We start from the raw sequence: 25602 nt of genomic DNA, 5'->3' as shown, positions 1-25602 counted from the left end.
CCTGACCGCGCGGACGGCGTGCGAGCGGGAGGGGGCGTCCATGCGTGCGACGGACTCGGCCATCGCGGTACTGGTCGCCGCGGCATGCCTCGCGACGATGGCGGCCTGCGGCGTGTCCGGGCCCGGTGGAGGGCCGACGCCCTCCACCCCCGGTTCGGTCGAGACGGCGTCGCCCGATCCGACGTCGCCGCCGACGGGCGCACCGACGGCGACGCCGTTGCTCACGCACGTCGAGTGGAACGAACCCTCGGGCGAGGTGATCGCGTCCGGCCTCGTCGACGGCTCCCTCGACGACGCCGTCGACTGCGAGTTCGAGTTCTCGATCGACGGCGCCGCCGTCTCGCGGACGGCGACGCCGCAGCCCGGTCCGAGCAGCCTCGACTGCGGTTCCGTGTTCGTCCCCGGGGATGAGCTCGGGCCGGGAGCATGGACGATCGTCCTGCGATACGGCGACGCGCGGAGCGACGAGGCGACGGTGGAGGTCCCGGAATGAAGCGAATCGTGCTCGCGGTCGTCGCCGCCCTCGTCGCCGTCGGCGGCGTGACGGTGGTCGACGCCGTCTCGAGCGACTCGACGGCCGCGGCGGCGGATGCGCGCGACTTCGATCCCGGCATGATCATCAGCGACCAGGTCTTCTACGACCGGTCGACCATGAGCGTCTCCGCGATCCAGTCGTTCCTCAACGCGCGGGTTCCGACCTGCGCCGCGACCTCCGGTCCGACGTGCCTCAAGAGCTACCGCACGAACACGACGAGCAAGCCCGGCGAGTCGGGCCGCTGCAGCGCGTACGCGGGGAGGTCGAACCAGTCGGCGGCGCAGATCATCTACGACGTCGCCCAGGTCTGCGGCATCAACCCCCGCTCGCTCATCGTCCTCCTCGAGAAGGAGCAGAGCCTCGTCACCGATTCCTCGCCGACCGACCGGCAGTACCGGAGCGCCACGGGCTACGGATGCCCCGACACGGCCGACTGCGACAGCCAGTACTACGGATTCTTCAACCAGGTGTACTCCGCGGCGCTCCAGTTCAAGCGCTACGCGGCGGCCCCGACCGGGCGCGCCTACGAGGCCGGACGGAACAACTCGATCCTGTACCACCCGAACACGGCGTGCGGCACGAAGACCGTCTACATCAAGAACCAGGCGACCGCGGGGCTCTATCTCTACACGCCCTACACCCCGAACGCCGCCGCGCTGGCCAAGCTCTACGGCACGGGGGACTCGTGCTCGAGCTACGGCAACCGCAACTTCTGGCGGTTGTTCACCGACTGGTTCGGATCGACGAAGGGGAACGACTCGCCGAGCGGCGACGTGACCCGCGCGGTCGGCGGGTACCGTGCGATCGAGGTCAGCGGTACGGCGTCCGACCCGAACTCCAGCTCGCCCATCCGCGTCCACGTGTACGTCGACGGCGTCGGCAAGGCCTCGGTGGTGGCGGACCGGTCGACCTCGACCGGTGCGAACGGGTTCACGGCGCGCGTCGGCGGGCTGGACCCGGGCGTGCGGTCGGTCTGCGTGTTCGGCATCAACGTCGGCGCAGGATCGAACACGCTGCTCCGCTGCGTCCGGGTCGCGATCCCCTCGGCGAATCCGTTCGGCGTGATCGACGAGGCCGCCGGCGCCCCCGGGCAGTTCACGTTCCGCGGATGGGCGATCGACCCCGACACGGTCGACCCGATCCGCGTGCACGTGTACGTCGACGGCGTCGGGCGCGCCTCGATCGCGGCCGACGGCGTGAAGGCCGGGCTCGACGGGGCCAAGCCGGGCTTCGGCGACCGGCACGGGTTCGCCGGGACGATCGGCGGCGTGACTCCCGGCGCTCACACCGTGTGCGTCTACGCGATCAACGTCCTGGCGGGATCGAACACGCGGATCGGATGCGACCGGGTGAGCATGCCGAGCGGATCCCCGACCGGAGCGTTCGAATCGGCCGTGGCCCCGGACGTCGGCGTGATCGACGTGACCGGGTGGGCCTACGACCCCGACGTCGTCGATCCGATCCGCGTGCACCTGTACGTCGACGGGCGCGGCTGGGCGTCGATCGCCGCGGACGTCGAGCGCACGTCGCCGACCTGGCCGGGCTACGGCACCGCGCACGGGTTCTCGACCCGCCTGTCCGGCCTCGCCCCCGGATCGCATCGCGTCTGCGCCTACGCGATCAACGTCGGCGCGGGCGGCAATGCCGGGCTCGGATGCATCGACGTGACGATGCCGCAGGGCTCGCCGAAGATCTGGGTCGACGAAGCGGCGGCGGGATCCGCCCCGGGCACCGCGTTCGTGCGCGGATGGGCGTTCGATCCCGACACGATCGATCCGATCCGCGTGCACGTGTACGTCGACGGCGTCGGCGCGGCATCCGTCGAGGCGAGCCTCGTCAAGGAGGGCCTCGGCGACGTGTTCCCCGGGATCGGCGATCTGCACGGGTTCCGCGCCGACCTCGCGGGGCTCGGCCCGGGAGCGCATTCGATCTGCGTGTACGCGATCAACAAGGCCGGTCCCGGCTCGACCACCTCCGCGGGATGCCGGACCGTCACGGTGCCCTAGGCGCATCGCCGGTTCCGGCAGCTCCCGCGTTGCTAGACTCGGGCGGTCATGCCAGAGATCGAGCGGGAGCAGGGGTGAACGCACCGACGACGGCCGCTCGCCGCACCGCCGCGAACCGCGCGGGACTCGTCGGCTTCGCCCTGACCGCCCTCCTCGGCATCCTGTGGGCGTTCGCGAGCCCGATCTTCTCGGTGCCCGACGAGAACGCGCACGCCACGAAGGCGATCGCGCAGGTGCGCGGGCAGGTGATCGGCGCCGAGGTCGACGGGGTCCTCCACCTCGTGGTGCGCCTGCCGGCCGAGTACCGGTACGACCCGGCGCTGCTGTGCTACGTCGACGACGAGAACCGCTCGGCCGACTGCGGCGTCTCCCTCGGCGACGAGGGGGGCCAGGACTGGTTCAACACGTGGACCGGCGCCTACAACCCCGTCTACTACGCGCTGGTGGGCTGGCCCTCGCTCCTCATCGGCGGCGACGCGGGCGTGATCGCGATGCGCGTCGTCAGCGCCCTGCTCGGGGCGCTCTTCGTCGGCGCCGCGTTCCAGCTCGCGATGGCGGGCACGAGGGCGCGGTGGATGCCGCTGGCGCTCGCGTTCTCGGCGCTGCCGATGTGCGTCTACCTCATGGGCTCGGTCAATCCGAACGGACTCGAGATCGCGGCATCCGTCGCGCTGTGGGTCGGCGTGCTGCGACTCTTCGAGGCGCACGGCGACGACCCCGGGCCGGTGTTCTCGCGAACCTGGATGTGGGTGGTCGTGACCCTGGCGTCGGCCGCACTCGTGACGGCGCGCGCGCTCGGCCCGCTCTGGCTGGTCGTCATCGTCGCGATCGCCGCGCTGGCGGTGGGGTGGGCGCCGGTCCGGCGCCTGTTCACGACGGCTCGGAGCTACGTGTGGCTGGCGATCATCGCCGTCTCCGGGCTCTTCTCGCTCGGGTGGACCTTCGTCGGCGGCAGCCTCTCGAGCCAGGCCAGGGAGGGGGACGCCCCGCTCGTCGGCGCGGGCTTCCTCGAGGGCGTCGTCTACATGCTGCGCCTCACCGACGAGCTCCTCCAGCAGGCGATCGGCGAGTTCGGATGGCTCGACGCCATCCTCCCCGCCTGGGCGCTGTGGTCGGTGGCGGCGGTGGTCGGCGCGATCGTGTTCCTGGCGGTCGGATCCGCGTCGCGTCGCGACGCCGTGGTGGTCTCCGTCGCGATCGCCGCCTGCGTCGTGGTGCCGGTGCTGGTCCAGGCGCGGTCGGTCGGGCAGACCGGGATCATCTGGCAGGGCCGGTACGGCCTGTTCCTGTACCTCGGCGCGCTCATCGTGATCTGCCGGCTGCTCTCCGTCCGGCCCGCGGATCGCATCGCGCGGCTCTCGGTGCGGTACACCTGGCTCGGCGCCGTGCTGCTCTCGGCGTTCGGCGCCTACGCGTTCCTGTTCGTGATGTACCGCTACGTGGTCGGGCTGGACGACCGCATCACCGAGATGGTGCTCGCGCCGGAGTGGCAGCCGCCCGGCGGGTGGCCGCTGCTCGTGGCGCTGTACGCGCTGGCCTCGGCCGCGTTCGCGGTGTTCGTCGGACGGCTCGGCGTCGCGGCGGCGCGGCTCGACTCCGGTGGTGCGGCGGCCGGGCAACCCGCCGTCGACGACGCGACCGACGCGGATGCCCCGGGGAGCGCCCGCGCATGAGCGCGCGGCGGGTGTCGATCGCCTACGACTGCGTCTTCCCAGTGAACACCGGCGGCGGGGAGCGCGTCTACCGGCGCATGGCGGAGGAGCTCGTGGCGCGCGGCGCGCACGTGACCTACGTCACCCGCGCGCAGTGGCCGCCGTCGGCGCCGCCGCCGGCTCCGTTCGACCTCGTGTCGGTGTGGCGCGGCGAGATCTACGACGACGCCGGCGTGCGCACGACGGGAAGCGCCGTCGCGTTCGCCGTCGGCCTGTTCCGCCACTTCGTGCGGCGCCGCCGGGACGTCGACCTCGTGGTCGTGGCCGCGCTGCCGGTGCTCAACGTCTTCGCCGTCCGCGCCGCGCTGCTCGGCCGCCCGGTCGTGATCGCCGTGGACTGGCTCGAGGTGTGGCCCGCACGCAAGTGGCGCACCTACGCGGGGGCGGCGACGGGCACGGTCGCGGCGGTGCTGCAGTGGCTCGCGGTCCGGATCGGCGACCTCCGACTCGTGAACAGCGGATTCACGCGGACCCGGCTGCGGGCGGCGCTCCCCGGCGTCGACCCGATCGTGCTCGGACTGCTCGACCTCGCCGGTCCGCCTCGCACCTCGGTCGATCCCGCGGCGCTCGACGCCGCGTCGCGCGAGCGGAGCGGTCGGGAGGCCGACACCCCCTACGTCGCCTTCGTCGGCCGCCACATCGCCGACAAGCGCCTCGAGGCGCTGCCGCCCGCGCTCGCGGTCGCACGCCGGGCGATCCCCGGCCTCGAGGCGCGTGTGGTCGGCACCGGCCCGGAGACCGAGCGCGTGCGCGCCGCGGCCGCTGCGGCGGGCGTCGCCGACGCCGTGCACTTCCTCGGTCGCCTCGACGACGACGACCTCGACGCGGTCGTCTCCGGGGCGGCGGCGCTCGTGAACCCGTCCGCTCGAGAGGGGTTCGGGCTCGTCGTCGCCGAGGCCGCCGCCGTCGGCGTGCCGTCGGTGGTCGTCGCCGGCGACGACAACGCGTCGGCCGAACTCGTCGAACCGGGCGTGAACGGGGCGGTGGCGACGGATGCCTCGCCCGAGACGCTCGGCGCCGCGATCCGCGAGGTCGTCGAGGCCGGCGGAGAGCTGCGCCGATCGACGGCCGAGTGGTTCGCGCGCGAGCGCGCGGCCCGGAACCTCGCGGGCTCCGTGGACGAACTCCTGCGTCGGGCGGATCGCCTGCGCCGGTGACGCTCAGCCGGAGGCGAGCGCGCGTTCGAACGACTCGAGCGTTCCGCGTGCGGTGCGCTCCCACGAGAATCGCGCCGATCGCTCGAGGCCGGCCCGCGACATCCGCTCGCGCGCGCCCCGATCCGCCAGGAGCTCGTCGATCGTCCGAGCGAGCTCCGCCGTGTCGTCGGGATCGAACCATCGGGCCGCGTCGCCGCCCGCCTCGCGGAGCACGGGCAGGTCGGAGGCCACGACCGGCACCCCGCGGGCCATCGCCTCGATGAGCGGCAGCCCGAAGCCCTCGAACCGGGTCGGGAAGGCGAAGAGCGCCGCCTGGGCGTAGAGCCGCTCCAGTTCGTCGGGCGCCACCCAGCCCTCGAGCCGGACGCGGTCCTCGAGCCCGAGCCGGCGCACCTCGGGCGCGAGCGGGTCGTCGTCGTGGCTGCCCGTCACGACCACGTGCGGACGGCGGTCGGCCGGGATGAGGGCCACCGCCTCGAGGAGCGCCACGAAGTTCTTGTGCGGCATCCGGTTGCCGATCGCGAGGACGAGGTCGTCCGACCGGACCGCGTCCGCGGAGGCGCCCGTCGCGGCACCCGGGGTGCCTCCCGCGAGGGGAACCACGTCGATGCGCTCCCGTTCGACGCCGAGCAGGGCCCTGAGGTCGGCCGCGGTCGACTCGCTCACGGTCAGCACGCGGCGCGCGGCGCGCGCGGCGCCGCGGATCATCCAGCGCAGCACCGGGGCGTACGGGCCGGGCACGAACTCCGGATGGCGGAAGGGGAGCAGGTCGTGCACGGTGAGGACCATCGGGGTGCGGGAGCGCACGGGTCCGAGGTTCGCGGGCGCGTGCACCAGGTCGGCGCCGAGTCGAGCGGCGTGCCGGGACACGTCGAGCACCTCGCCGCGGGCCCAGGCGACGCGGTCCTCCCCGGAGCGACCGGATGCCACGAGCTCGCCGGGGAACCACGGCGCGCCCGCCGTTGCGAGCTCGGTCGAGGCCAGCCCCACGAACTCGAGGTCGGGCCGGAGCGCGCCCAGGCGAGGGTAGAGCTCGCGGACGTACGACTCCATCCCGCCCTTCCGGCCGGTCATGAACAGCAGGTCGACGAGGATCCGGGTCACGACGCGTCGCCCTCCGGATGCTCGTCGCGGACGTGGCGCGCCGGCCCCGCGGCATCCGCACGCGCCGTGCCCGCCGCATGCGCCGTGCCCGCGGCGCCGGCGGCATCCGCCACCGCCCGCCCGGCGGCGACGCGCCGCCGTCGCGCGGCCTCGTACACGACCGCCGAGACCAGCTCGGCGAGGAGCAGCCCGGCGAAGACCGCGGCGAGCGACCCGGTGAGCAGGGCGAGCCCCGCCAGCGCGAACGTGATCACCGAGACGAGCGCGCGGAGGCCGGTCACGAGCCGCACCTCGCCGCGTCGGCGCAACGAGGCGAACGGGATGGTGGTCGCGAGCGACGCCGCGCGCCACGCGCACGCGACGAGGAGCGGGAGGAGGGTCGCCGAGGCGGTCCACGCCTCGCCGAAGAGGAAGCCGAAGACGCCGAGCCACTCGGCGACGAGGAGCGCGGCGACCGCCGCGACGACGGCGCCCGCCGACACGACGATGTCGAGGCCCGAATGCTCCTTGAGCAGTCTCAGCCGCATGAAGTTCAGGGGGATCGCGAGCAGGCCGGACACGGTCGAGATCGCCGCGAACAGCACTGCCTCGTTCGGGCCGAGGAACGCGAGGATCATCGAGTTGAGCAGCGGGTACACGGCTCCGGTGATCGCGGTGTCGGCGACGACCCAGCCCATGACGCGCCGCTCGGGCCGGCTCGCGCGGTGCTCGACCGGGAGGCACCGCACGATGGTCGCCGTGACGATGCCCGCGACGAGCGGCACCAGCGCCCACGCCTGGCCCGCGAAGCCCGCGAGCACGCCCGCGAGTGCGCCCGCGCCGACGAGGATCGAGGCCCAGATCTCGCGGCGATCGAGGCGCTCGGCGACCGACACGCCGCGGCCGACCTCGAGGGCCGCAACGAGGACCGGCAGCCCGATGCACAGCGAGACCACGTTCGGCCCGGTGACGACGACGGCGACGCCGGCGACGACGGATGCCGCGGCGAGCCACAGCGGGAAGACCACGCGTCGCTCGGTGCCGGCCGAGCTCAGCCGCGACTCGACGATGACGGCGAACGCGAGCTGCCCCGCGAAGGTCGCGACGGTGACCGCGACCGCGATGACGCCCTGCTCGGCGGTCGTGAAGAGGCGGGAGGCGATGGACACGGTCGCCGCCGGGATCACCGCGAGCGAGACGCCGCCGAGCAGCGTGATCGCACTCATCGTGGCGCGGCGCAGGCGCATCGGGGCGGGGGACTCGAGGCTCATCGGCGCACCGCCTCCACCCGGGCCGGGCCCCCGAACGTCCGGCCGAGCGCGCCCTCGAGCCGGCCGAGGAAGACCCACCAGCCGTCGAGGACCCCGTAGTCGCGCCCGTGTCGCAGTCCGAAGGCGAGGCCGCCGCCGACGAACGCGACCCGCCACGGCCACGGGTAGTGCCAGCGCGTGACGACGAGGCCGAGGCCCCGGCCGTAGGCGCGGAGCTTCCGTCGGCGGTCGGCGCGGCCGAGCCCGTGCGCGTCGGCGATCCCGCCGACGGCGACCGACGGCGGCAGCCACGTGATCCGGGCGGTCGCCCGCGGGTCGTGCGCGTCGACGCGCAGCAGCAGGTCGGTCGCCTCGCCCGCCTGCCACGGGGTGGGTGCTCCGGTGCCCAGGTCGGCGTCGAAGCCGCCGACGGCGTCGAAGAGGCTGCGCCGCACGAGCAGGCCCATCTCGATGACGCTCCACGCGTTCCACCGGTCGAACGGCGTGCCGGGGGAGGGGAGGTCGAACTTCGGGCCGTGCTCGTCGACGACGGTCATCGCCGCGAGGCGCGTCGTCCCGGGCAGCGCCCGGAGGGCCTCGAGGGTGCCGGCGGGGAACCAGGTCGTGTCGTTGGGGAACACGAGGAGCGGGTCGACGGCCGCGCCCAGCGCGGCCACGCCGTGGTTGCGCCCTCGGGCGGCTCCGGGGTCGCTCGTCGTGACGACGGCACGTCCGCCGCCCGCGTCGAAGCGCTCGACCATCGCCTCGACCTCCGCCAGGTTGCGCTGGGCGACGATCACGAGCTCGTCGCCCGGACCGAGCCGGCCCGACAGCGAATCGAGGAGGCGCTGCAGCGGTCCGACGCGTCCGAGCGTCGAGACCACCAGTCCGAGTTCCACGATGTCTCATTCTGTACGATGAACTCGCCCTCCCACACGACAGGACCCACCGCGACATGCCCGCTGCGACCGACACGATCGAGCTCTCGATCGTGATGCCGTGCTTGAACGAGGCCGAGACCCTCGCGACCTGCATCGACAAGGCGAACGGGTACCTCGAACGCAGCGGCGTCGTCGGCGAGGTGGTCGTCGCCGACAACGGCTCGACCGACGGGTCGCAGGAGATCGCCCTGGCGCACGGCGCCCGCGTGGTCGACGTGCCCGCGAAGGGCTACGGCAGCGCGCTGCTCGGGGGCATCGAAGCGGCGCGCGGCACCTACGTCATCATGGGCGACGCCGACGACAGCTACGACTTCTCGAGGCTCGACGCGTTCGTCGAGCGCCTTCGCGCCGGCGACCAGCTCGTGATGGGCAACCGGTTCCGCGGCGGCATCGCCGAGGGGGCGATGCCGCCCCTGCACAAGTACCTCGGCAATCCGGTGCTGTCGTGGGTCGGCCGCGTCCTCTTCCGCTCGCCCATCGGCGACTTCCACTGCGGGCTCCGCGGCTTCCACCGGCAGTCGATGCTCGACCTGCACCTGCAGACCACGGGCATGGAGTTCGCGAGCGAGGTCGTCGTGAAGTCGACCCTCGGCGGCCTCCGGGTGACCGAGGTGCCGACCACGCTCGACAAGGACGGCCGCAGCCGGCCACCGCACCTGCGCAGCTGGCGGGACGGGTGGCGCCACCTGCGGTTCCTGCTCATCTTCAGCCCGCGATGGCTCTTCCTCATCCCCGGCACCGTCGCCTTCCTCATCGGCCTCCTCGGCACGTTCGCGCTCGCCTTCGGGCCGGTCGTCTTCGGCGACGTCGGATTCGACCTGTCGAGCCAGGTGTACCTCGCCGCGCTCACCGTCGTCGGCTACCAGTCGGTGCTGTTCGCGATCCTGACGAAGATCTACGCGCAGCACGAGGGCTTCCGTATACCGAGGTCGCGCAACTTCGATCGGCTGGAACGCCGGATCAGCCTCGAGAGCGGTGCGCTCGCCGGGCTCGCGCTGTTCCTCGTCGGCCTCGGGATCGCGATCTGGCAGTTCGTCGCCTGGGGTGCGGCCGACTTCGGCCCGCTCGATCCCGGCACCACGACCCGGACGGCGGTGCTCGCCGCGCTCTTCATGATGCTCGGCTCGCAGACCATCATGGCGGGCATGTTCCTCGGCGTCCTCAAGGTCGGGCTCCGCAGGGAATGAGCGCGAGGGCGGATGCCACGGCGCGGCCCGCGGCCCGGACGGCGCGGGTCTCGGTCGCGATCGGCACGCACAACGGCGCGCGCTTCGTCGAGGAGCAGGTCCGCACCATCCTCGGCCAGTCGAGGCCGGTGGACGAGATCGTCGTGAGCGACGACGCCTCGACGGACGACACGCTCGAGATCGTCGAGCGCGCCGTGGCCGAGCACCGGCGCGGCGGGGGCGCCGTCGACCTGGTCGTCCTGCGGAACCCCGAGCCCCTCGGCGTGACCGCGAACTTCGAGCAGGCGCTCCGCGCCGCGACGGGCGACCTCGTCGCGCTCGCCGACCAGGACGACGTGTGGCGCCCCGATCGGATCGCGCTCGCGCTCGCCGCCTTCGACCAGCGTCCGTCGCTGCGCCTCGTCGCGAGCGACGCCGATCTCGTCGACGCGGAGGGGTCCCGGCTGCCGGCGTCGCTGTTCGGGACGCTCGGGATCGACGAGGCGCTCCGCGCCGCGGTCGACGGTCCCGCCGCGTTCGACGAACTGCTCCGGCGCAACCTCCTGACCGGCGCGACGGTGATGCTCCGCCGCGACCTCGTCGAACTCGCCGCGCCCTTCCCTCCGAGCTGGGTCCACGACGAATGGCTGGCGATCGTGGCCGCCGTCTCAGGGGGCGTCGGCGTCCGTCCGGAGCAGCTCATCGGCTACCGGCAGCACGGCGCCAACCAGATCGGCGTGACGACGCTGGGCTGGGGCGGCCGCATCGACCGGCTGCGGGCACCGCGCACCGGACGCAACGGCCGGTTGCTGGCGCGGGCGGTCGCGCTCGCCGAGCGCCTGCCCGTGATCGCCGAGCGCGCCGGCAGGGTCGCGCCCGAGTTCGTGGCCACCGTGACGGGCGACAAGCTCGCGCACGAGCGGGCGCGCTCGAGCCTGCCCGCGGCGCGCCTCGCTCGGATCGGGCCCGTGCTCCGCGAGTGGCGCACCGGCCGGTACACGCGGTACGGCCTGGGTCCTCAGGACGTCCTGCGCGATCTCGTCCAGCCCGTCTGATCGCGCGCGGAGCTCACGACGGTCGCGCGGTCGCCGTGCCCGCGAGCGCGTCGCGCCAGCTCATGTCGCGCGCGGCCTTCACAGCGCACACGACGAGCAGCATCCACCCGCCCTCGACGAGGGCGAAGCTCTCCGCGAAGCTCGTGACGGCGAGGGCGACGAGGGCGAGCGCGGGCCAGAGGTAGACGACGCTCCGCCGCGACGAGGCCAGGAGCCAGGCGCGCACGAGTGCGACGCCCACGAGCCCGGCGAAGAGGAGCACCCCGATGACCCCGACCTGGAAGTAGGCGTCGATGTAGGCGCTGAGCGCGGACGCGTGGTCGCGTCCGACGCCTCGCTGGACCCAGACGTAGGGCGCGGCATCCGGCCAGCGACCGACCCAGCCCCAGCCCTGCAGCGGGTTCACCGCGAGGTACCGGGACACCTCGCGCCAGACGTCGAGGCGCACGTCGAACTCGCCGCGGGCGTCGAGCAGCTCCAGGATGCGGATCCGGGTGATCCAGCCGACGACGATCATGGCGACCGCCGAGATCAGCAGCGCGAGCTGCCACCGCCAGCGCGTCTCCGCCGAGACGCGACGCAGGCCGTAGAGCGCGGCGAGCGCCAGGAGGGTGATGCCGAGGGCGACGAACGTGGTCGGCGATCCGGAGAGCAGGAGCAGCAGTCCCGCGAGCACGACGGACGCGATCGCGCGGCCCCGGAGCACGCTGCGGGTGCGCCATTCGACGATGAACGTGATGAGGCCGATCAGGGCGACGAAGCCGAGCATGTTGCGCGAGCCGAACATGCCCTGCAACGGGCCGAGGGACGCGAGGTTGCCCTGGATCCCGAGGAACGCGATCGGCAGGTCGAGCAGGATGCCGGAGAGCACCTCGAGCGCGAGCGAGATGCCGAGCAGGACTCGCAGCACGTCGCCGAACGCCCGCACGATCTGGATCGTGTCGCGCATGAGGGCGACGTAGACCCCGAGCACGCCGAAGGCGACGAGGTAGCCCACGCCGAGGACCGTGAGGCCTGGCGTGTCGCTCCAGATCACCGAGGCGCCGCACCAGCCGACGAAGACGAGGATGGTGAGGGGGAGGATGCCGTACCACTCGACGGCCCGCCAGCGAGCGACGAGCGAGAGGCCGGAGAGCACGATGAGCGTCGCCACGGCGGCGATGAGCCCCGGCCAGCCGACGAGCGCGCGCACGGCGTACGTCGAGAACGCCAGTCCGACGGACATGAGCGTGACCGCCTGCGCGAAGCGCGCCGAGCCGGCGAACTCGCGCAGGGCCGACCTCACCGGGGTACCTCCGTGCGCGACCATCGGCGCGGCGAGCGGGTCGGCGGCATGGCCGGGAGGGGCTCGGGCGACCACTGCCGCTGCTTCGTCCCCCAGGCGATCGCGAGGAGCAGGATCCATCCCGATTCGATGAGCAGCCGGCTCTCGGCGAGCGACTGGCCGATCAGCGCGACGAGGACGAGCAGCGGGACCAGCGCGATCGCCGAGAAGCCCACGGCGTGCCCGCGCTCGTCCCTCGGCCGGTCGACCGCGAGGAACCACGAGCGCCAGAGCGCGCCGACGACGATCGACGCGAAGGCGATGAGCCCGACGACGCCGAGCTGCATCCAGACGTCGAGCCACGCGTTGTGGGCCTGCAGGTACTCGACGCCGTTGCGGACGGCGAGGCCGTCGAAGGGCTCGACCCACGGCTGCCAGTAGCCGATGTAGCCCCAGCCGACCACCGGGCGCTCGGCGGCGAGGCCGCTCACCGACGCCCAGATGTCGAGGCGCCCCGTCAGGTCGTCGCCCTTGCCGAAGAGCTCGAGCAGCGCGTTCCAGGCGAGGGCGAGCACGGCGACGGATGCCGCGAGCGCCGCGGCCGCGGAGACGTACACGATGCGCCGGCCGTCCGGGCCGACCCGGCGTGCCCACATCGCGAACCCGTACGCGGCGAGCACGAGCACGCCGACGAGCACCACCGTCGCGGACCTCGTGAGCAGGAGCACGACCCCGCTCACCGCCAGCCAGCCGATGCCCTGCGCGCGGCGCGTGCCGCCGCTCGCGAGGAGCGCCGCGAAGAGGATCGCCGCGATCAGCGCCGCCATGCCGAGCAGGTTGCGGTTCGCGACGATGCCCTCGATCGGGCCTCCGTCGAAGAGCAGCCCCCTCGACCAGAAGAACGCCATCGGCAGGTCGTCCGCCGACGGGTCGAAGTCGGGGAAGTTCGGCAGCAGCGGCTCGCGGACGAAGACGGCGACCCAGAGCTCGAAGAGCAGGGAGAGCGCGAGCACCCACTTGAGCGCTCCGCTCGCGGCGCGCAGCACTCCGTGCCAGCCGAGCGAGAGCGTCAGCGAGAGTGCGGCGATCGTCGTGGTGAAGAGGATCGCGAGGCCGAGTGCCGTGCCGCCCGGGTAGTGCGACCAGGCGAGGGAGAGGGTCGCGATGCCGAGGAAGAACAGCGTCGACTTCGGCGTCCGGCGCCAGGTCGGGCGGGGACGTCGGGCGATCCACAGCCAGACGGACCCGACCAGCACCACGGCGACGACGGCGCCGAATCCCCACCACCCGAGCAGGTTCCGCCAGAACTGGCCGGCGAACGCGGTGAAGAACACGAACGTGGCGAACGCGCTCTCCAGCACCGGCCGTCGTCCGAGGGTCATGCGCACAAGGGTATCGCGGCGGCCGGGTCGGACCGGCCGCCGGGAGGGGCTAGACGAAGGCCGCCTCGCCCGTGATGGCGCGACCGACGATGAGCGTGTTCATCTCACGGGTGCCCTCGTACGAGTAGAGCGCCTCGGCATCCGCGAAGAACCGTGCGACGTCGTAGTCGAGGACGATCCCGTTGCCACCGCACACCTCGCGGGCCCAGCCGACCGTCTCGCGCATGCGCTCCGTCGCGTACGTCTTCGCGAGCGATGAGTGCTCGTCGCGCTGCTCGCCGCGATCCTGCATCTCCGACACCCGGACGACCATGGCGAGTGAGGCGGTGATGTTGCCGAGGCACTTCACGAGCAGGTCCTGGACGAGCTGGTGCCCGGCGATCGGCTTGCCGAACTGCACGCGCTCGGTCGCGTAGCGGACCGCGGCCTCGTAGGCGCCGATCGCGGTGCCGACCGCCGCCCAGGCGACCTCGGCGCGGGTCTGGCGCAGCACGGCGGCGGTGTCGCGGAAGGAGTCCGCGTTCTGGAGGCGCAGCGACTCGGGCACGCGGACGTCGGTGAGGGTGATGTCGGCGTTCTGCACGATCCGCAGGCTGATCTTGCCCTCGATCTTGGTCGCCTCGTAGCCGGGCGTCGAGGTGGGCACGATGAAGCCCTTGACCTGGCCGTCCGCCTCGTCCTTCGCCCAGATGATCGTGATGTCCGAGAAGGTCGCGTTGCCGATCCAGCGCTTCTCGCCGTTCAGCACCCACTCGTCGCCCTCGCGGCGAGCGGTCGTGCGCAGGCCGCGCGCGGAGTCGGAGCCGGAGAGCGGCTCGGTGAGGCCGAACGCGCCGACGATCTCGCCCGAGGCGAGGCGCGGGATCCACTCCCGCCGCTGCTCGGCCGACCCCGCGATCGAGATCGAGCCGGTCGCGAGTCCGTTCTGCACGCCGACGAACGTGCCGACCGAGGCGTCGACGCGAGCGAGCTCGAGCGCCACGAACCCGCGGAAGACCGCCGAGTTCTCGAACGGCGTCGTCTCGTCCCAGGCGTACGCGAGCACGCCGTGCTCGGCGAGGGGCTTCACGACCTCCATCGGGAACTCGGCGCGCTCCCAGTGGTCGTTGACGATCGGCCGGACGTCGCGCTCGAGCCAGGTGCGGAGGGACGCGAGCGCCTCCTGCTCGCGGTCGGTCAGCAGGGACGCGTACGAGTAGAAGTCGCTCGCGAGCGGCTCGAAGGACATGACGGCTCCTCATTCATCGGCGGGACGGGCCGAGCCTAGGCAGCCACCGGCCCGCGGGCGGAGCGCTTGGTAGTTTGGGGCCAAACCGCGAAAGGACCCCACTCCGCATGTTTGTCGCGATCCGCAACACGCCCCGAGACTATGCGTGGGGTTCCCACACCGCGATCGCGGAGTTCCGAGGTGTGGAGCCGAGCGGATCCCCGGAGGCCGAGCTGTGGCTCGGCGCGCACGCGGGGTCGCCCGCCGAGGTGGTCGAGCCGGATGACGCGGGCGCGGCGGATCTCGCCGAGCTCATCGCGGCGAACCCCGCGCTCGCGCTCGGGCCCGCGCACGCGCGCGAGGGGGCGCGGCTGCCGTTCCTGCTCAAGGTGCTCGCCGCCGCCCGCCCGCTCTCGCTGCAGGCGCACCCGACGCCCGACCAGGCGCGGACGGGCTTCGGCCGCGAGGAGGCCGAGGGCGTGCCGATCGACGCCTTCGACCGCAACTACAAGGACCCGTTCGCCAAGCCCGAGCTGATCGTCGCGGTCAGCGAGTCCTTCGAGGCGCTCTCGGGCTTCCGCCGGCGCGACGAGGTCCGCGGGGTCCTCGACGCGCTCCGGACCGCGGACGCGGCCTCGCCCGAGCCGCAGCCCGGCGCGCTCGACCTGCTCGCCTCGCGACTCGACGGACCCGACGGCCTGCGCGAGAGCGTCGGCTGGCTCCTCCAGGACGGCCGGGGGGACGACAGCGGCGAGGCCGCCTGGCTCGTCGAGCGGGTGACGGCCCTCGCCGCGAGCGATGCGGCGCTCGACTCGCCGTACGCGGCGTCGTTCCGCACCGTGCTGGACCTCGCCGAGGAGTACCCGGGCGACCCCGGGATCGTGATCTCCCTGCTGCTGAACCGGGTGACCCTCGGTCGCGGCGAAGCGCTCTTCCTCGACGCCGGGAACATCCACGCCTACCTCTCGGGCCTCGGGATCGAGCTGATGGCCGCGAGCGACAACGTGCTGCGCGGCGGCCTCACGCCGAAGCACGTCGACGTGCCCGAGCTCCTCGAGGTGCTCGACTTCACGCCGATCGAGCCGCCGGTGCTGTCTCCTGTCGAGGCCGCCCCGGGCGTCCTCGAGTACCGGCCGGCCGCACCGGACTTCACCCTGTTCCGCGTGGAGGGGGCCGACGACGCGGCGCGCATCGCGCTCGCCGGACCCGCGATCGTCCTCGCCGAGGGCGGCGACGTGCAGGTCGCCGGTGCGCACGGGTCGATCGCGATCGCGCGCGGCGAGGCCGCGTTCGTCTCACCCGACGAGGCGTCGCTCGCGTTCGGCGGCGACGGCGTCGCGTGGGTGGCCACCGTGCCGCCGGCGCAGGGCTGACCGCCGAGCGGATGCCGCGGCATCCGCCCGCCGTTCACCCGGCCTGTCGCGGCCCGAACACGCGCCGGTACTGGGTCGGCGTGGTCTGCAGCGTCTTCACGAAGTGGTGTCGCATGACGGCCGCCGCGCCGAAGCCCGTCTCGCGGGCGATCTCCTCGAGCGTGAAGTCCGTCTCCTCCAGCAGCTGCTGGGCACGGAGGAGGCGCTGGCGGTTGAGCCAGGCGTTCGGCGTCGTCCCGGTCTCGGCGCGGAACTTGCGTGCGAAGGTCCTGGGCGACATGAGCGCCTTGCGGGCGAGGCGGTCGACCGTGAGGTCCTCGTCGAGGTGCTCGAGCATCCACTCGGTGACCAGCGCGAACGAGTCGCTCCTGGCGTCCACCACGGGGGTCTGGATGAACTGGGACTGGCCGCCGTCGCGCTGCGGCGGGACCACCATGCGGCGGGCGACGATGTTCGCGGCGCTGGCCCCGAGCTCGGTTCGGACGATGTGCAGCGCCGCGTCGATACCGGCGGCGGTGCCCGCGCCGGTGACGACCTTGCCGTCCTGCACGAACAGCACGTCGGGGTCGACCTCGGTCTCGGGGAACATCTCGGCCATGCGGTCGGTGTACATCCAGTGCGTCGTCGCGCGCCGCCCGTCGAGGACGCCGGCGCGGCCGAGCGTGAAGGCCCCCGAGCAGACGCTCAGCACCCAGGCGCCGCGGTCGACCGCCTCGCGGATGACCCGCAGGACCTCGGGGTGGGCCGGCTCGTCGATGAGCGAGGCCGGGACGGCGACGAGGTCGGCGGTCTCGGCGGCCTCGAGCCCCTCGTGCACGACGACGTCGAAGCCGAGCTTCGTGGAGATGGGGCCGGGTTCGGCGGCGACCACGTGGAAGTCGAACGTCGGGCCGCCGTGCTCGGTCCGGTCGATGCCGAAGACCTCGCAGATCACGCCGAACTCGAACGGCGCCATCTGCGGGACGGCGATGCAGGCGATGCTCCGGAGCACGGATCCTCCTCGATACCGCCACAGGGTGGCAGGAATGTGTCGATCAGTGGCGAGTCTGCCACTTTCGGCAGGATCTTGCAAGGCGCAGAATTCCTGCCATGGACATCATCGTGTTTCTGATCCTCGCGGGACTCGCGGCGTGGGGCGTCGTCGCGACGCTGCTCCGGCTCGACTCCGACGGCTACGGCCGGCCGGAGATCCGGGACCGCGTGCGTCACGTCGAGCGGACCCCGCTGCCTCGCGCCTGATCCCCGGCCGCTAGCATCGTCACGACGCCGGAGACTCCGGCGGCGGAGGGCGGGACATGAGCTGGCTGGTCACCGGGGGCGCGGGCTACATCGGGGCGCACGTCGTCCGGGCGTTCCGGGCCCGGGGCATCGACACGGTCGTCGTCGACGACCTCTCCTCCGGCCGGAGGACCTTCGTGCCCGAGGGTTCGCCGTTCGTGCGGGGCTCGATCCTCGACGGCGCCCTCCTCGAGGACACGATGCAGGCGCACGACGTCCGGGGCGTCGTCCACCTCGCCGGGTTCAAGTACGCCGGGGTCTCGATGCAGCGCCCCCTCCACACCTACGAGCAGAACGTCACTGGGACCGCGCGGCTCCTCGGCGCGATGGCCGCCTCCGGCGTCGACCGCATCGTGTTCTCGTCGAGCGCCGCGGTCTACGGCACGCCCGACGTCGACCTCGTGACCGAGGGCACGCCCAAGCGCCCGGAGTCGCCGTACGGCGAGTCGAAGCTGATCGGCGAGTGGCTGCTCGCCGACCAGGCGCGGGCGGCCGGCCTCCGGCACACCTCGCTCCGCTACTTCAACGTCGTCGGCTCCGGCACCGACGAGGTCTTCGACCCGAGTCCGCACAACCTCTTCCCGCTCGTCTTCGACGCGCTGCTCGAGGGCCGCACGCCGCGCATCAACGGCGACGACTACCCGACGCCCGACGGCACGTGCGTGCGCGACTACATCCACGTCGCGGACCTCGCCGACGCGCACGTGGCGGCGGCGCGCCGCCTCGACGCCGGCGAGCCGATCGAGGCGGTCTACAACCTCGGATCCGGCGACGGCGTGTCGGTCGGCGAGATCATGCGCGAGGTGGCCGCGGTGACGGGCACGCCCTTCACCCCCGAGGTCGGGCCGCGCCGGGCGGGCGACCCCGCGCGCATCGTCGCGTCGGGCGAGCTCGCCGCGCGCGACCTCGACTGGCGGATGCGCCACAGCCTCCGCGAGATGGTCGCGAGCGCGTGGTCGGCCCGCCGCGCGGCATCCGTCGAGTGAGCCCGATCACGACTCGGACACACATCCAGCGTGTCGCGTCGGTTGTCAAGCCTCGACGAGGTATTGAGGGTTCTCCATCCGCGACTTGACTCCACCGAATTACACCGATGTAATTGGTGAGACACACCCCTCGGGGATGTCGGTACAACTGGGTGGGAGACGATATGGGCAAGCCTGAATATCGTTCTGGGGTACCTGAGGATTGGTTCGTCGACCCCGTGCGGCTCGGCGTACCGGGGGTTCGCGGGGTCGCAGACGACGACAACCAACTGGCGTGGCAGACCGATGCGCTGTGCGCGCAGACCGATCCGGAGGCGTTCTTCCCCGAGAAGGGCGGTTCGACGCGCGACGCCAAGCGCATCTGCACGGGCTGCGAGGTCCGTTCGGAATGCCTCGAGTACGCGCTGGCGAACGACGAGCGGTTCGGCATCTGGGGCGGGCTCTCCGAGCGCGAGCGACGCAAGCTCCGTCGGCAGGCCGGCTGACCGTCCTGCGAGGCGTGCGGTGCGTGCTCACGGCACGCCCGCAGTGCTGACGGATGCCGCGGGGGCGGCCGCCTAGGCTTGCCCCGATGTTCCCCAGAGTCACCGCCGTCCTCGTCGTGCAGCACGGCGGGGACCGGCTCCGCGCCACGCTCGACGCGCTGCGGTCGCAGACGCGCCCGCACGACGACCTCGCCGTCGTGCTCATGGACGCCGACGACGCCACCCGGCGCGTGGTCGAAGCGCTGCGGCCCTCGCACGTCGTCTCGCTCGGGGCGTCGCAGCCGTTCGGCGCTGCGGTCGCGGCCGTGGAGCGGACCCTCCCCGAGCCGCCCGACGACCGGTCGTCGCTCTGGCTGCTGACCGAGGACTCCGCTCCGGAGCCCCGTGCGCTGGAGTCGCTCGTCGCGGCGCTCGAGAACGCGCGCACCGCCGCGATCGCCGCACCGAAGCTCCTCGCGTGGGACGATCCGAAGCGCATCGTGCGCTTCGGCCGATCGGTCACGCGAGGCGGTCGGAGCCTGCCGATCGTCGACGGCGAACTCGACCAGGGGCAGCACGACGACCTCTCCGACGTCCTCGGGGCCGACCCCGTCGGGCTGCTCGTCCGGCACGCCGTCTGGCGCCACCTCGACGGCTTCGATCCGGCCCTCCCGGTCGTCGACGACGGCCTCGACCTCGGCATGCGCGCACGGCTCGCCGGACATCGCGTGATCGCGGTGCCGTCGGCGGCGATCCGGTTCGCCGACGCCGGCATCGCCGGCCCCGGCTCCGAGCCGGGCGGCCGCGCCGCGCGGCACCGCGCACGCGCGGCCCGGACCGCCTGGCTCCATCGGCGGCTCGCCGACGCACCCGTGGTGCTCGTGCCCGTGCACTGGCTCGCCCTCCTGCCGATCGCGGTGCTCCGGTCGCTCCGGCACCTGCTCGTCAAGACCCCGGGTTCCATTCCCGGCGAGTTCGCCGCCGCGATCGAGGTCATGGTCACGCCGCAGCGCGTCGCGCGCTCGCGGCGGGGCATCGCGCGCGTGAAGACCGCGAAGTGGTCCGCGCTCGCCCCGCTCCGGATCCGGCCCGATGAGGTCCGCGTGCGACGCCAGCTCGCGGCCGAGGCGCGCCGCCAGCGCGCGCGGGGCCGAGTCGACGACCTGCAGTTCCTGCAGACGGGCGGGGGATGGGTCCTGCTCGCCACGATCGCGCTGGCCGCGATCCTGTACGCGCCGCTGATCGCGTCCGGCGGGATCTCCGGCGGCGGCCTGCTGCCGCTCTCCGACGACGTCGCCTCGCTCTGGCGCAACGCGTCCGCGGGGTGGCGGGACGTCGGCGGCGGGTTCGCCGGCGCGGCCGACCCGTTCGCCGGCGTGCTCGCGGTCCTCGGGAGCGCGGCGTTCTGGAACCCCTCAGCCGCGCTGCTCGGACTGTGGCTGCTCGCCATCCCGCTGTCCGGCCTCGGCGGATGGTTCGCGGCGTCCCGCCTCACCGAGCGTGCCTCGCTGCGCGTGCTCGGCGGACTGGCGTGGGCGGTCGCGCCCCCGCTCCTCGATGCGCTCGCCGCGGGCCGCCCGGCCGCGGTGCTCGTGCACGTCCTGCTGCCCTGGCTCGCAGTGCTGATGTTCGCCGCCGGGACCTCCTGGGCGGCCGCCGCGGCCGCCTCGCTCGTGTTCGCGGCGATCGTCGCGTGCGCCCCGGTCCTCGCGCCCGCGCTCGTGCTGGCCTGGCTGGTGGCGCTGCCGCTCGCCGGTCGCGCGGCCGTCCGGCTCGCGGGCATCCCGCTGCCGGCGCTCGCGCTGGCCCTGCCGTTGATCGTCCAGCAGGTCGGGCGCGGCGCGCCGCTCTCCCTCCTCGCGGACCCGGGCGTGCCGCACGGCGGCGGCGAGCCGACGGTGGCGCAGGTGGCGCTCGGACAGGCGAACGGCACGTGGGGCCGCTGGGAGGACGCCCTCGGCGGGCTCGTCGCCGACCTCGTACCGCCCCCGATCGTCCTCGCGGTCCTCCTCGCCCCGCTCGCGCTCGCCGCGATCGGGGTCGTGGCGACGCGCCGCCTGCGCGGAGGCCTGCTCGCGCTGGCCCTCGCCGCGGCGGGCTTCGCCACCGCACTCGGTGCCACCCTCGTGCACGTCGCCTTCTCGGGCGATCGCACGGTGCCCGTATGGGCGGGGGCCGGCATCAGCGTGATGTGGCTCGGCCTGCTGGCCGCCGCGATCCTCGCGCTCAGCACCCTGCGACGAGGGGCGGCGCTCGCGGCCACGGTCGTGGCCGCCTTCGGGATCGTCGCCGTGGCGCCGACGGTCGCAGCGATCGCGCTGGGCCGCACGGCGGTGGGGCCGGCTCCGGAGCGGACGCTCCCGGCGTTCGTCGAGGCCGAGGCGGCGTCGGATCCGCGCGTCGGGACGCTGCGGATGCAGCCGACGGCCGACGGCGGCATCCGCGCCACCATCGAGCGCGGCACGGGCGCCACGCTCGACGAGCAGTCCACCCTCGCCTCCACGCGGCGCGACCTCACCCAGCGGACCGAGTCGATCGCCACGCTCGCCGGGAACCTCGCCTCGCGGAGCGGCTACGACGCGACCGCGGCCGTCGAGGAGTTCGGCCTGTCGTTCGTGCTGGTCGGGTCCGCGGCACCCGAGGACACCGCCGCGGTCGCGGTCGAGCAGCGCGCTCGCGCGGCGCTCGACGGGAATCCGCAGGTCGTCGCGATCGGCGAGACGGACTTCGGCCCGATCTGGCGCTTCGTCGGCGCCGAGCCGAACGCGCCCGGTGCCCGCATCCCCGATCCCGGACCCGTCGCCGGATGGGTCGTGGCGGGCCAGCTCGTCGTGATCGGCGCGGCGCTCCTGCTGTCGATCCCGACGGGCGGGGGTCGGGAGCCCGACCGCCGGCCGCCGTCGGTGCGGCGTCGTCGACGGCCGGTCCGGGAGCGACCAGCGGCGACGGACGAGCAGACGACGACCGAGCCCGGCGCGGCCGCGCCGGAGGCGACGCATGCGGCGCAGTCCGGGTCGTCGAGCCGCGACGACGCGTCGTCGGGCGCGCAGCCGGTCGCTGCGGCCGCGGGGCCCGGGGAACTCGTGGACGAGGACGGAGGTGGCCGCGGTGCCGACGAGGCGTGACGTGATCCGGGGGGTCGTTCGGGGCGTCGCGGTCGTGGCCGCGGGCGGCCTCGTCGCGGGCGCGCTGCTCGCGGCATCCGTCGCGGCGCTGCCCGAGGTCGCGGCCGAACCGCCGTCGACGGTGGTGCAGCCGGCGGAGAGCCGGCAGCTCCGGGTCTGTCCGGGTCCGCTGCTCTCGCTCGCGGACGACGCCGCGGCGGCGGCCACCGCCCGGTCGGTCGGTGCACCGGAGCTCGTCGTCGCGGCCGACCCGGAGAGCGCGGCCATCGAGCAGGTTCCCCTCGACGCGCCGGACAACGCCGGGGCGGCCGCGGACGGCGGTCCGGTCGCGATCTCCGCCGAGCCCGGGGCGGTGCTGGCCGGGATGCTCGCGGGTGCGCAGTCGCAGGCCGCGGCGACCGAGTCGCTGAGCGGCCTCGCCGCCGCGGCGTGCGTCGAGCCGGCATCCGACTCGTGGCTCGTCGCGGGCGCCACCGAGGTCGGACGATCGGGGCTGGTGCTGCTCGCCAACCCCGGCGAGGTCGCCTCCACGGTCGACGTCCGGGTGGTCGGCGAGGCCGGGGCGGTCGAGGCGCCGGCCGGCCTCGGCATCGTCGTGCCCCCGGCGAGCCAGCGCGTCGTCTCGCTCGCCGGCCTCGCGCCGAGCGTGCGCACGCCGGTCGTCCACGTCACGAGCTCGGGCGCGCCGATCGCCGCGGCGCTGCAGCACTCGGTCGTGCTGGGCCTCGAACCCGCGGGTGTCGAGCTGTCGACGCCGGTCGCCCCGCCCGCGACCCGCCAGGTCGTGCCCGGGCTCGTCGTGACCGACCTCCAGGGCGTGGCGCCCGACGAGGACCACGCCGAGGGCGACGACTTCGCCGCACTGCGCTTGTTCGCGCCCGACGACGCCGAGGCCTCCGCGGTCGTCGAGGTCCGGGACGAGGGCGGCGCGGCCGTCTCGCGGATCGACGTCACGCTCGCCGCGGGCCAGACCACCGACCTCCCGCTCGGCGCGCTCGATCCCGGCTCGTACACCGTGGTCGTCGACGCGGACGCACCCGTCGTGGCGGCCGCGCGCTCCACGGTCCTCGGCGACGGCGACGACCCGATCCTCGCCGACCTGGCCTGGTCGGCCGCAACCGGTCCGCTCCTCGAGCGCGCCGCGGTCGCGATCCCCGAGGGGCCGGGAGCGAGCCTCCGACTGGCGAACCCCGGCGACGCGGAGGTCACCGCGACGGTCGCGATCGGCGGGGCCGAGCGCTCGGTGACCGTCCCGGCCGGCGGCACGGCCTCCGTGGCCGTGCAGGGCGGCGACCGCGTGATCCTCGACGGCGTCGAGGGCGCGCACGCCGCGGTCACCTTCGAGGCCGACGACGCGCTCGCCTCGATCCCGGTCGCGCCGCCGGGTCCCCTCGACAGCCCGGTGCGCGTGTTCCCGCAGTAGGGCGGCGTGCTCGGTCCCGGCGGTGTGCCGTCGAGCCGAGCCGGCGCGTCAGAGGTGGCGGTACCGACCCGGTGCGAGTTCCCACGGGTCGCGGCCGAGGAAGTCGGCGACCGCGCGGAACACGCAGCTCTCCACGAGGAGCCGCTCGTCCTTCTCCTCGCCCTCCTGCGTGCGGAGGAAGCGCACGATCGGCAGCCGGAAGAAGACGATCCGGCGCTCGTCGTGGTAGACCCGCCACCGGTCGACGTGGTCGTCGTGGATCGCCTCGGCCGGAGCGTCGGCGACCTGGAACGCGACGCCCTCGAGGTCGGGCCAGAGCCCCCGCAGGTAGGCCGCCGTCGAGGCGAGCGTGACGTCGAACTCGTCGATCCGGGTCCGGAGCGGCGGGAGGTGGGGGCCGGTCACCGCGGACCGCATGCCGCGGCCGTGACGGTCGCGCGACAGGCGTCTCCGCGAGGCCGACGTCGCGGCGACACGACGGGAACGGGGCATGGCCTCCATCGTAGCGGCCGGTCGGATCGCTACGCTGGGGGTCGCCATGAGACGTTGTTCGCGCACCGCATGCACCGCTGAGGCGGTCGCGACCCTGACGTACGACTACGCCGATTCGCTCGCCGTCCTCGGGCCGCTGTCGTTCACGCGCGAGCCGCACTCCTACGACCTGTGCGCGCGCCATGCCGAGCGCACGTCCGCTCCGCGCGGCTGGCAGATCATCCGGCACGTCACCCTCGGTGAGGTAGGGTTCACGGCATGAATCCCCCCGTGCAGCCGGGTGCTCTCGCGCGCCTCGAAACGATCGTGAAGGCCTACGACGTCCGGGGCATCGTCGGCGAGGCGCTGACCGCCGAGGTCGTCGAGGCGCTCGGGGCCGGGTTCGTCGACGAGGTCGGCGCCGGGGGCGGCCGCGTCGTCGTCGGCCACGACATGCGCGACTCGTCGCCGGGATTCGCCGAGGCGTTCGCCCGCGGCGCCGCCGCACGCGGCGCCGACGTCGTCGCGATCGGCCTCTGCTCGACCGACGAGAGCTACTTCGCCTCGGGTTCGCTGCACGCGCCCGCGGCGATGTTCACCGCCAGCCACAACCCGGCCGCCTACAACGGCATCAAGTTCTCCCGGGCGGGGGCCCAGGGCATCTCGCTCGACACCGGGCTCGCGGCCATCCGCGACCGCGCCGCCGACTACCTCGAGGCCGGCGTCCCCGTCGTGCCCGAGCCCGGTCGCGTCGAGCGGGCCGACGTCCTCGCCGACTACGCCGAGCACCTCCGCACCCTCGTCGACCTCGGCGGCATCCGCCCGCTGAAGGTGGTCGTCGACGCCGGCAACGGCATGGGCGGGCTCACGGTGCCCGCGGTCCTGGGCGAGGCGGCGGGCCTGCCCGCCCTCCCGCTCGAGATCGTCCCGCTCTACTTCGAGCTCGACGGCACCTTCCCGAACCACGAGGCGAACCCGCTCGACCCCGCCAACCTCGTCGACCTGCAGCGCGCGGTGCTCGAGCAGGGCGCCGACCTCGGGCTCGCGTTCGACGGCGACGCCGACCGTTGCTTCGTCGTCGACGAGCGCGGCGAGGCGGTCGACCCGTCGGCGGTCGCCGCGATCGTGGCGCTCCGCGAGATCGCCCGCGTCCGCGCCCTCGGCGAGCCCGAGCCCACCGTCATCCACAACCTCATCACCTCGCGCTTCGTGCCCGAGACGATCGAGGCCGTGGGCGCGATCCCGGTCCGCACGCGCGTCGGGCACTCGCTCATCAAGGACCGCATGAACGAGACCGGCGCGGTGTTCGGCGGCGAGCACTCCGCCCACTACTACTTCCGCGACTTCTGGGGTGCCGACAACGGCATGCTCGCGGCCATGCACCTCCTCGCCGAGTTCGGCGCCCAGGACGCGCCGCTCTCCGAGATGTCCGCGCGGTTCACGCCGTACGCGCTCTCCGGCGAGATCAACTCGACCGTCGCCGACGTGCCGGCCGCCTACACGCGGATCGTCGAGGCGTTCACGGGCCGCGTCGAGTTCGACGAGCTCGACGGGCTCACCGCGACGGGCATCACCGCCGAGGACGAGCCGTTCTGGTGGTTCAACGTGCGGCCCTCGAACACCGAGCCGCTGCTGCGGCTCAACGTCGAGGGCGAGGACGTCGCGACGATGACCGCGGTCCGCGACGAGGTGCTCGCGCTCATCCGCGCGTAGCCGTTCGCGCG

The 25602-nt window shown here is 73.7% G+C and carries 22 protein-coding genes; 14 read left to right on the top strand and 8 right to left on the bottom strand.

All coding sequences use genetic code 11. The features are described 5' to 3' along the window. Positions 1–40: 40 nt before the first annotated feature. The 4 genes from GLX25_RS07810 to GLX25_RS07800 all read left to right on the top strand — a co-directional run bounded on the left by GLX25_RS07810 (position 41) and on the right by GLX25_RS07800 (position 5410). A complete protein-coding gene (locus GLX25_RS07810; protein WP_155841880.1) occupies positions 41–493 on the top strand; it encodes a hypothetical protein in 453 nt (150 codons plus the stop codon). Then, positions 490–2541: a hypothetical protein gene (locus GLX25_RS18350; RefSeq protein WP_166548588.1), complete on the top strand. Its 2052-nt coding sequence runs from the start codon at positions 490–492 to the stop codon at positions 2539–2541. Before GLX25_RS07810 ends, GLX25_RS18350 begins: the two co-directional genes overlap by 4 nt. 74 nt (positions 2542–2615) lie before the next feature. Continuing rightward, on the top strand, positions 2616–4214 hold the full coding sequence (locus GLX25_RS18345) for a DUF2142 domain-containing protein (RefSeq protein ID WP_166548587.1): 1599 nt from the start codon (positions 2616–2618) through the stop codon (positions 4212–4214). After that, a complete protein-coding gene (locus GLX25_RS07800) occupies positions 4211–5410 on the top strand; it encodes a glycosyltransferase family 4 protein (protein WP_155841878.1) in 1200 nt (399 codons plus the stop codon). The genes GLX25_RS18345 and GLX25_RS07800 overlap by 4 nt, the downstream gene beginning before the upstream one ends. A gap of 3 nt (positions 5411–5413) precedes the next feature. Here the strand turns inward: GLX25_RS07800 and GLX25_RS07795 are convergent, their stop codons facing one another. From GLX25_RS07795 to GLX25_RS07785, 3 genes are read right to left on the bottom strand one after another with little or no spacing between them, the layout of a single operon-like run. After that, positions 5414–6514 (bottom strand): glycosyltransferase family 4 protein, encoded by a 1101-nt coding sequence (locus tag GLX25_RS07795; RefSeq protein WP_155841876.1) that lies wholly within the window; start codon positions 6512–6514, stop codon positions 5414–5416. Next, positions 6511–7764: a hypothetical protein gene (locus GLX25_RS07790; RefSeq protein ID WP_155841874.1), complete on the bottom strand. Its 1254-nt coding sequence runs from the start codon at positions 7762–7764 to the stop codon at positions 6511–6513. Before GLX25_RS07790 ends, GLX25_RS07795 begins: the two co-directional genes overlap by 4 nt. Then, on the bottom strand, positions 7761–8642 hold the full coding sequence (locus GLX25_RS07785; RefSeq protein ID WP_155841873.1) for a glycosyltransferase family 2 protein: 882 nt from the start codon (positions 8640–8642) through the stop codon (positions 7761–7763). The genes GLX25_RS07790 and GLX25_RS07785 overlap by 4 nt, the downstream gene beginning before the upstream one ends. A gap of 56 nt (positions 8643–8698) precedes the next feature. Here GLX25_RS07785 and GLX25_RS07780 point away from each other — a divergent pair, with 56 nt between their 5' ends. After that, the gene (locus tag GLX25_RS07780) at positions 8699–9871 is read left to right on the top strand and encodes a glycosyltransferase family 2 protein (RefSeq protein WP_155841871.1); all 1173 of its coding nucleotides are present in this window, start codon (positions 8699–8701) and stop codon (positions 9869–9871) included. Continuing rightward, positions 9868–10905, top strand: coding sequence for a glycosyltransferase family 2 protein (locus tag GLX25_RS07775; protein WP_155841869.1), 1038 nt, complete (start codon positions 9868–9870; stop codon positions 10903–10905). The genes GLX25_RS07780 and GLX25_RS07775 overlap by 4 nt, the downstream gene beginning before the upstream one ends. Positions 10906–10918: 13 nt before the next feature. Here GLX25_RS07775 and GLX25_RS07770 read toward each other — a convergent pair whose 3' ends face one another. Genes GLX25_RS07770 through GLX25_RS07760 form a run of 3 tightly spaced genes read right to left on the bottom strand, consistent with a single transcriptional unit; the run spans position 10919 to position 14779 of the window. After that, entirely contained in the window at positions 10919–12190 is a 1272-nt protein-coding gene (locus GLX25_RS07770; protein WP_271192502.1) for an O-antigen ligase family protein, read from the bottom strand. Next, complete coding sequence (locus GLX25_RS07765) at positions 12187–13551, bottom strand: O-antigen ligase family protein (RefSeq protein ID WP_155841865.1); 1365 nt, start codon at positions 13549–13551, stop codon at positions 12187–12189. Before GLX25_RS07765 ends, GLX25_RS07770 begins: the two co-directional genes overlap by 4 nt. 49 nt (positions 13552–13600) lie before the next feature. Next, entirely contained in the window at positions 13601–14779 is a 1179-nt protein-coding gene (locus tag GLX25_RS07760; RefSeq protein WP_155841863.1) for an acyl-CoA dehydrogenase family protein, read from the bottom strand. Between the two features lie 107 nt (positions 14780–14886). Here GLX25_RS07760 and manA point away from each other — a divergent pair, with 107 nt between their 5' ends. Further along, a complete protein-coding gene (gene manA, locus GLX25_RS07755) occupies positions 14887–16131 on the top strand; it encodes a mannose-6-phosphate isomerase, class I (RefSeq protein ID WP_155841861.1) in 1245 nt (414 codons plus the stop codon). 34 nt (positions 16132–16165) lie between these two features. Here manA and GLX25_RS07750 read toward each other — a convergent pair whose 3' ends face one another. After that, the gene (locus GLX25_RS07750; protein ID WP_271192503.1) at positions 16166–17122 is read right to left on the bottom strand and encodes a GlxA family transcriptional regulator; all 957 of its coding nucleotides are present in this window, start codon (positions 17120–17122) and stop codon (positions 16166–16168) included. Positions 17123–17220: 98 nt separating this feature from the next. Here GLX25_RS07750 and GLX25_RS07745 point away from each other — a divergent pair, with 98 nt between their 5' ends. The 5 genes from GLX25_RS07745 to GLX25_RS07725 all read left to right on the top strand — a co-directional run bounded on the left by GLX25_RS07745 (position 17221) and on the right by GLX25_RS07725 (position 23407). Continuing rightward, on the top strand, positions 17221–17370 hold the full coding sequence (locus GLX25_RS07745; RefSeq protein ID WP_155841859.1) for a hypothetical protein: 150 nt from the start codon (positions 17221–17223) through the stop codon (positions 17368–17370). A 56-nt stretch (positions 17371–17426) separates the two neighbouring features. Continuing rightward, positions 17427–18395, top strand: a complete 969-nt coding sequence (gene galE / locus GLX25_RS07740) for a UDP-glucose 4-epimerase GalE (protein WP_155841857.1) — start codon at positions 17427–17429, stop codon at positions 18393–18395. Positions 18396–18559: 164 nt separating this feature from the next. Continuing rightward, on the top strand, positions 18560–18880 hold the full coding sequence (locus tag GLX25_RS07735; RefSeq protein ID WP_129234301.1) for a WhiB family transcriptional regulator: 321 nt from the start codon (positions 18560–18562) through the stop codon (positions 18878–18880). A gap of 86 nt (positions 18881–18966) precedes the next feature. After that, entirely contained in the window at positions 18967–21984 is a 3018-nt protein-coding gene (locus GLX25_RS07730) for a glycosyltransferase (protein ID WP_166548586.1), read from the top strand. Position 21985: 1 nt separating this feature from the next. Continuing rightward, positions 21986–23407: a DUF5719 family protein gene (locus GLX25_RS07725; protein ID WP_155841853.1), complete on the top strand. Its 1422-nt coding sequence runs from the start codon at positions 21986–21988 to the stop codon at positions 23405–23407. A 48-nt stretch (positions 23408–23455) separates the two neighbouring features. Here GLX25_RS07725 and GLX25_RS07720 read toward each other — a convergent pair whose 3' ends face one another. After that, positions 23456–23899, bottom strand: a complete 444-nt coding sequence (locus GLX25_RS07720) for a hypothetical protein (protein WP_155841850.1) — start codon at positions 23897–23899, stop codon at positions 23456–23458. 46 nt (positions 23900–23945) lie between these two features. On the opposite strand from GLX25_RS07720, the gene GLX25_RS07715 reads away from it, so the two are divergent. Both GLX25_RS07715 and GLX25_RS07710 read left to right on the top strand, forming a co-directional pair. Next, positions 23946–24161, top strand: a complete 216-nt coding sequence (locus tag GLX25_RS07715) for a DUF3499 family protein (protein ID WP_205719846.1) — start codon at positions 23946–23948, stop codon at positions 24159–24161. After that, positions 24158–25591 carry a phosphomannomutase/phosphoglucomutase gene (locus tag GLX25_RS07710; protein ID WP_155841846.1) on the top strand — a complete coding sequence of 478 codons (1434 nt, stop codon included), beginning with the start codon at positions 24158–24160 and terminating at the stop codon, positions 25589–25591. Before GLX25_RS07715 ends, GLX25_RS07710 begins: the two co-directional genes overlap by 4 nt. Positions 25592–25602 lie beyond the last annotated feature (11 nt).

The sequence above is a fragment of the Agromyces luteolus genome (assembly GCF_009729855.1).
In the GTDB taxonomy this organism is placed as follows: domain Bacteria; phylum Actinomycetota; class Actinomycetes; order Actinomycetales; family Microbacteriaceae; genus Agromyces; species Agromyces luteolus.
Note: the sequence above shows the minus strand (reverse complement) of the source record. Positions and strands in the feature narration are given on the sequence as shown.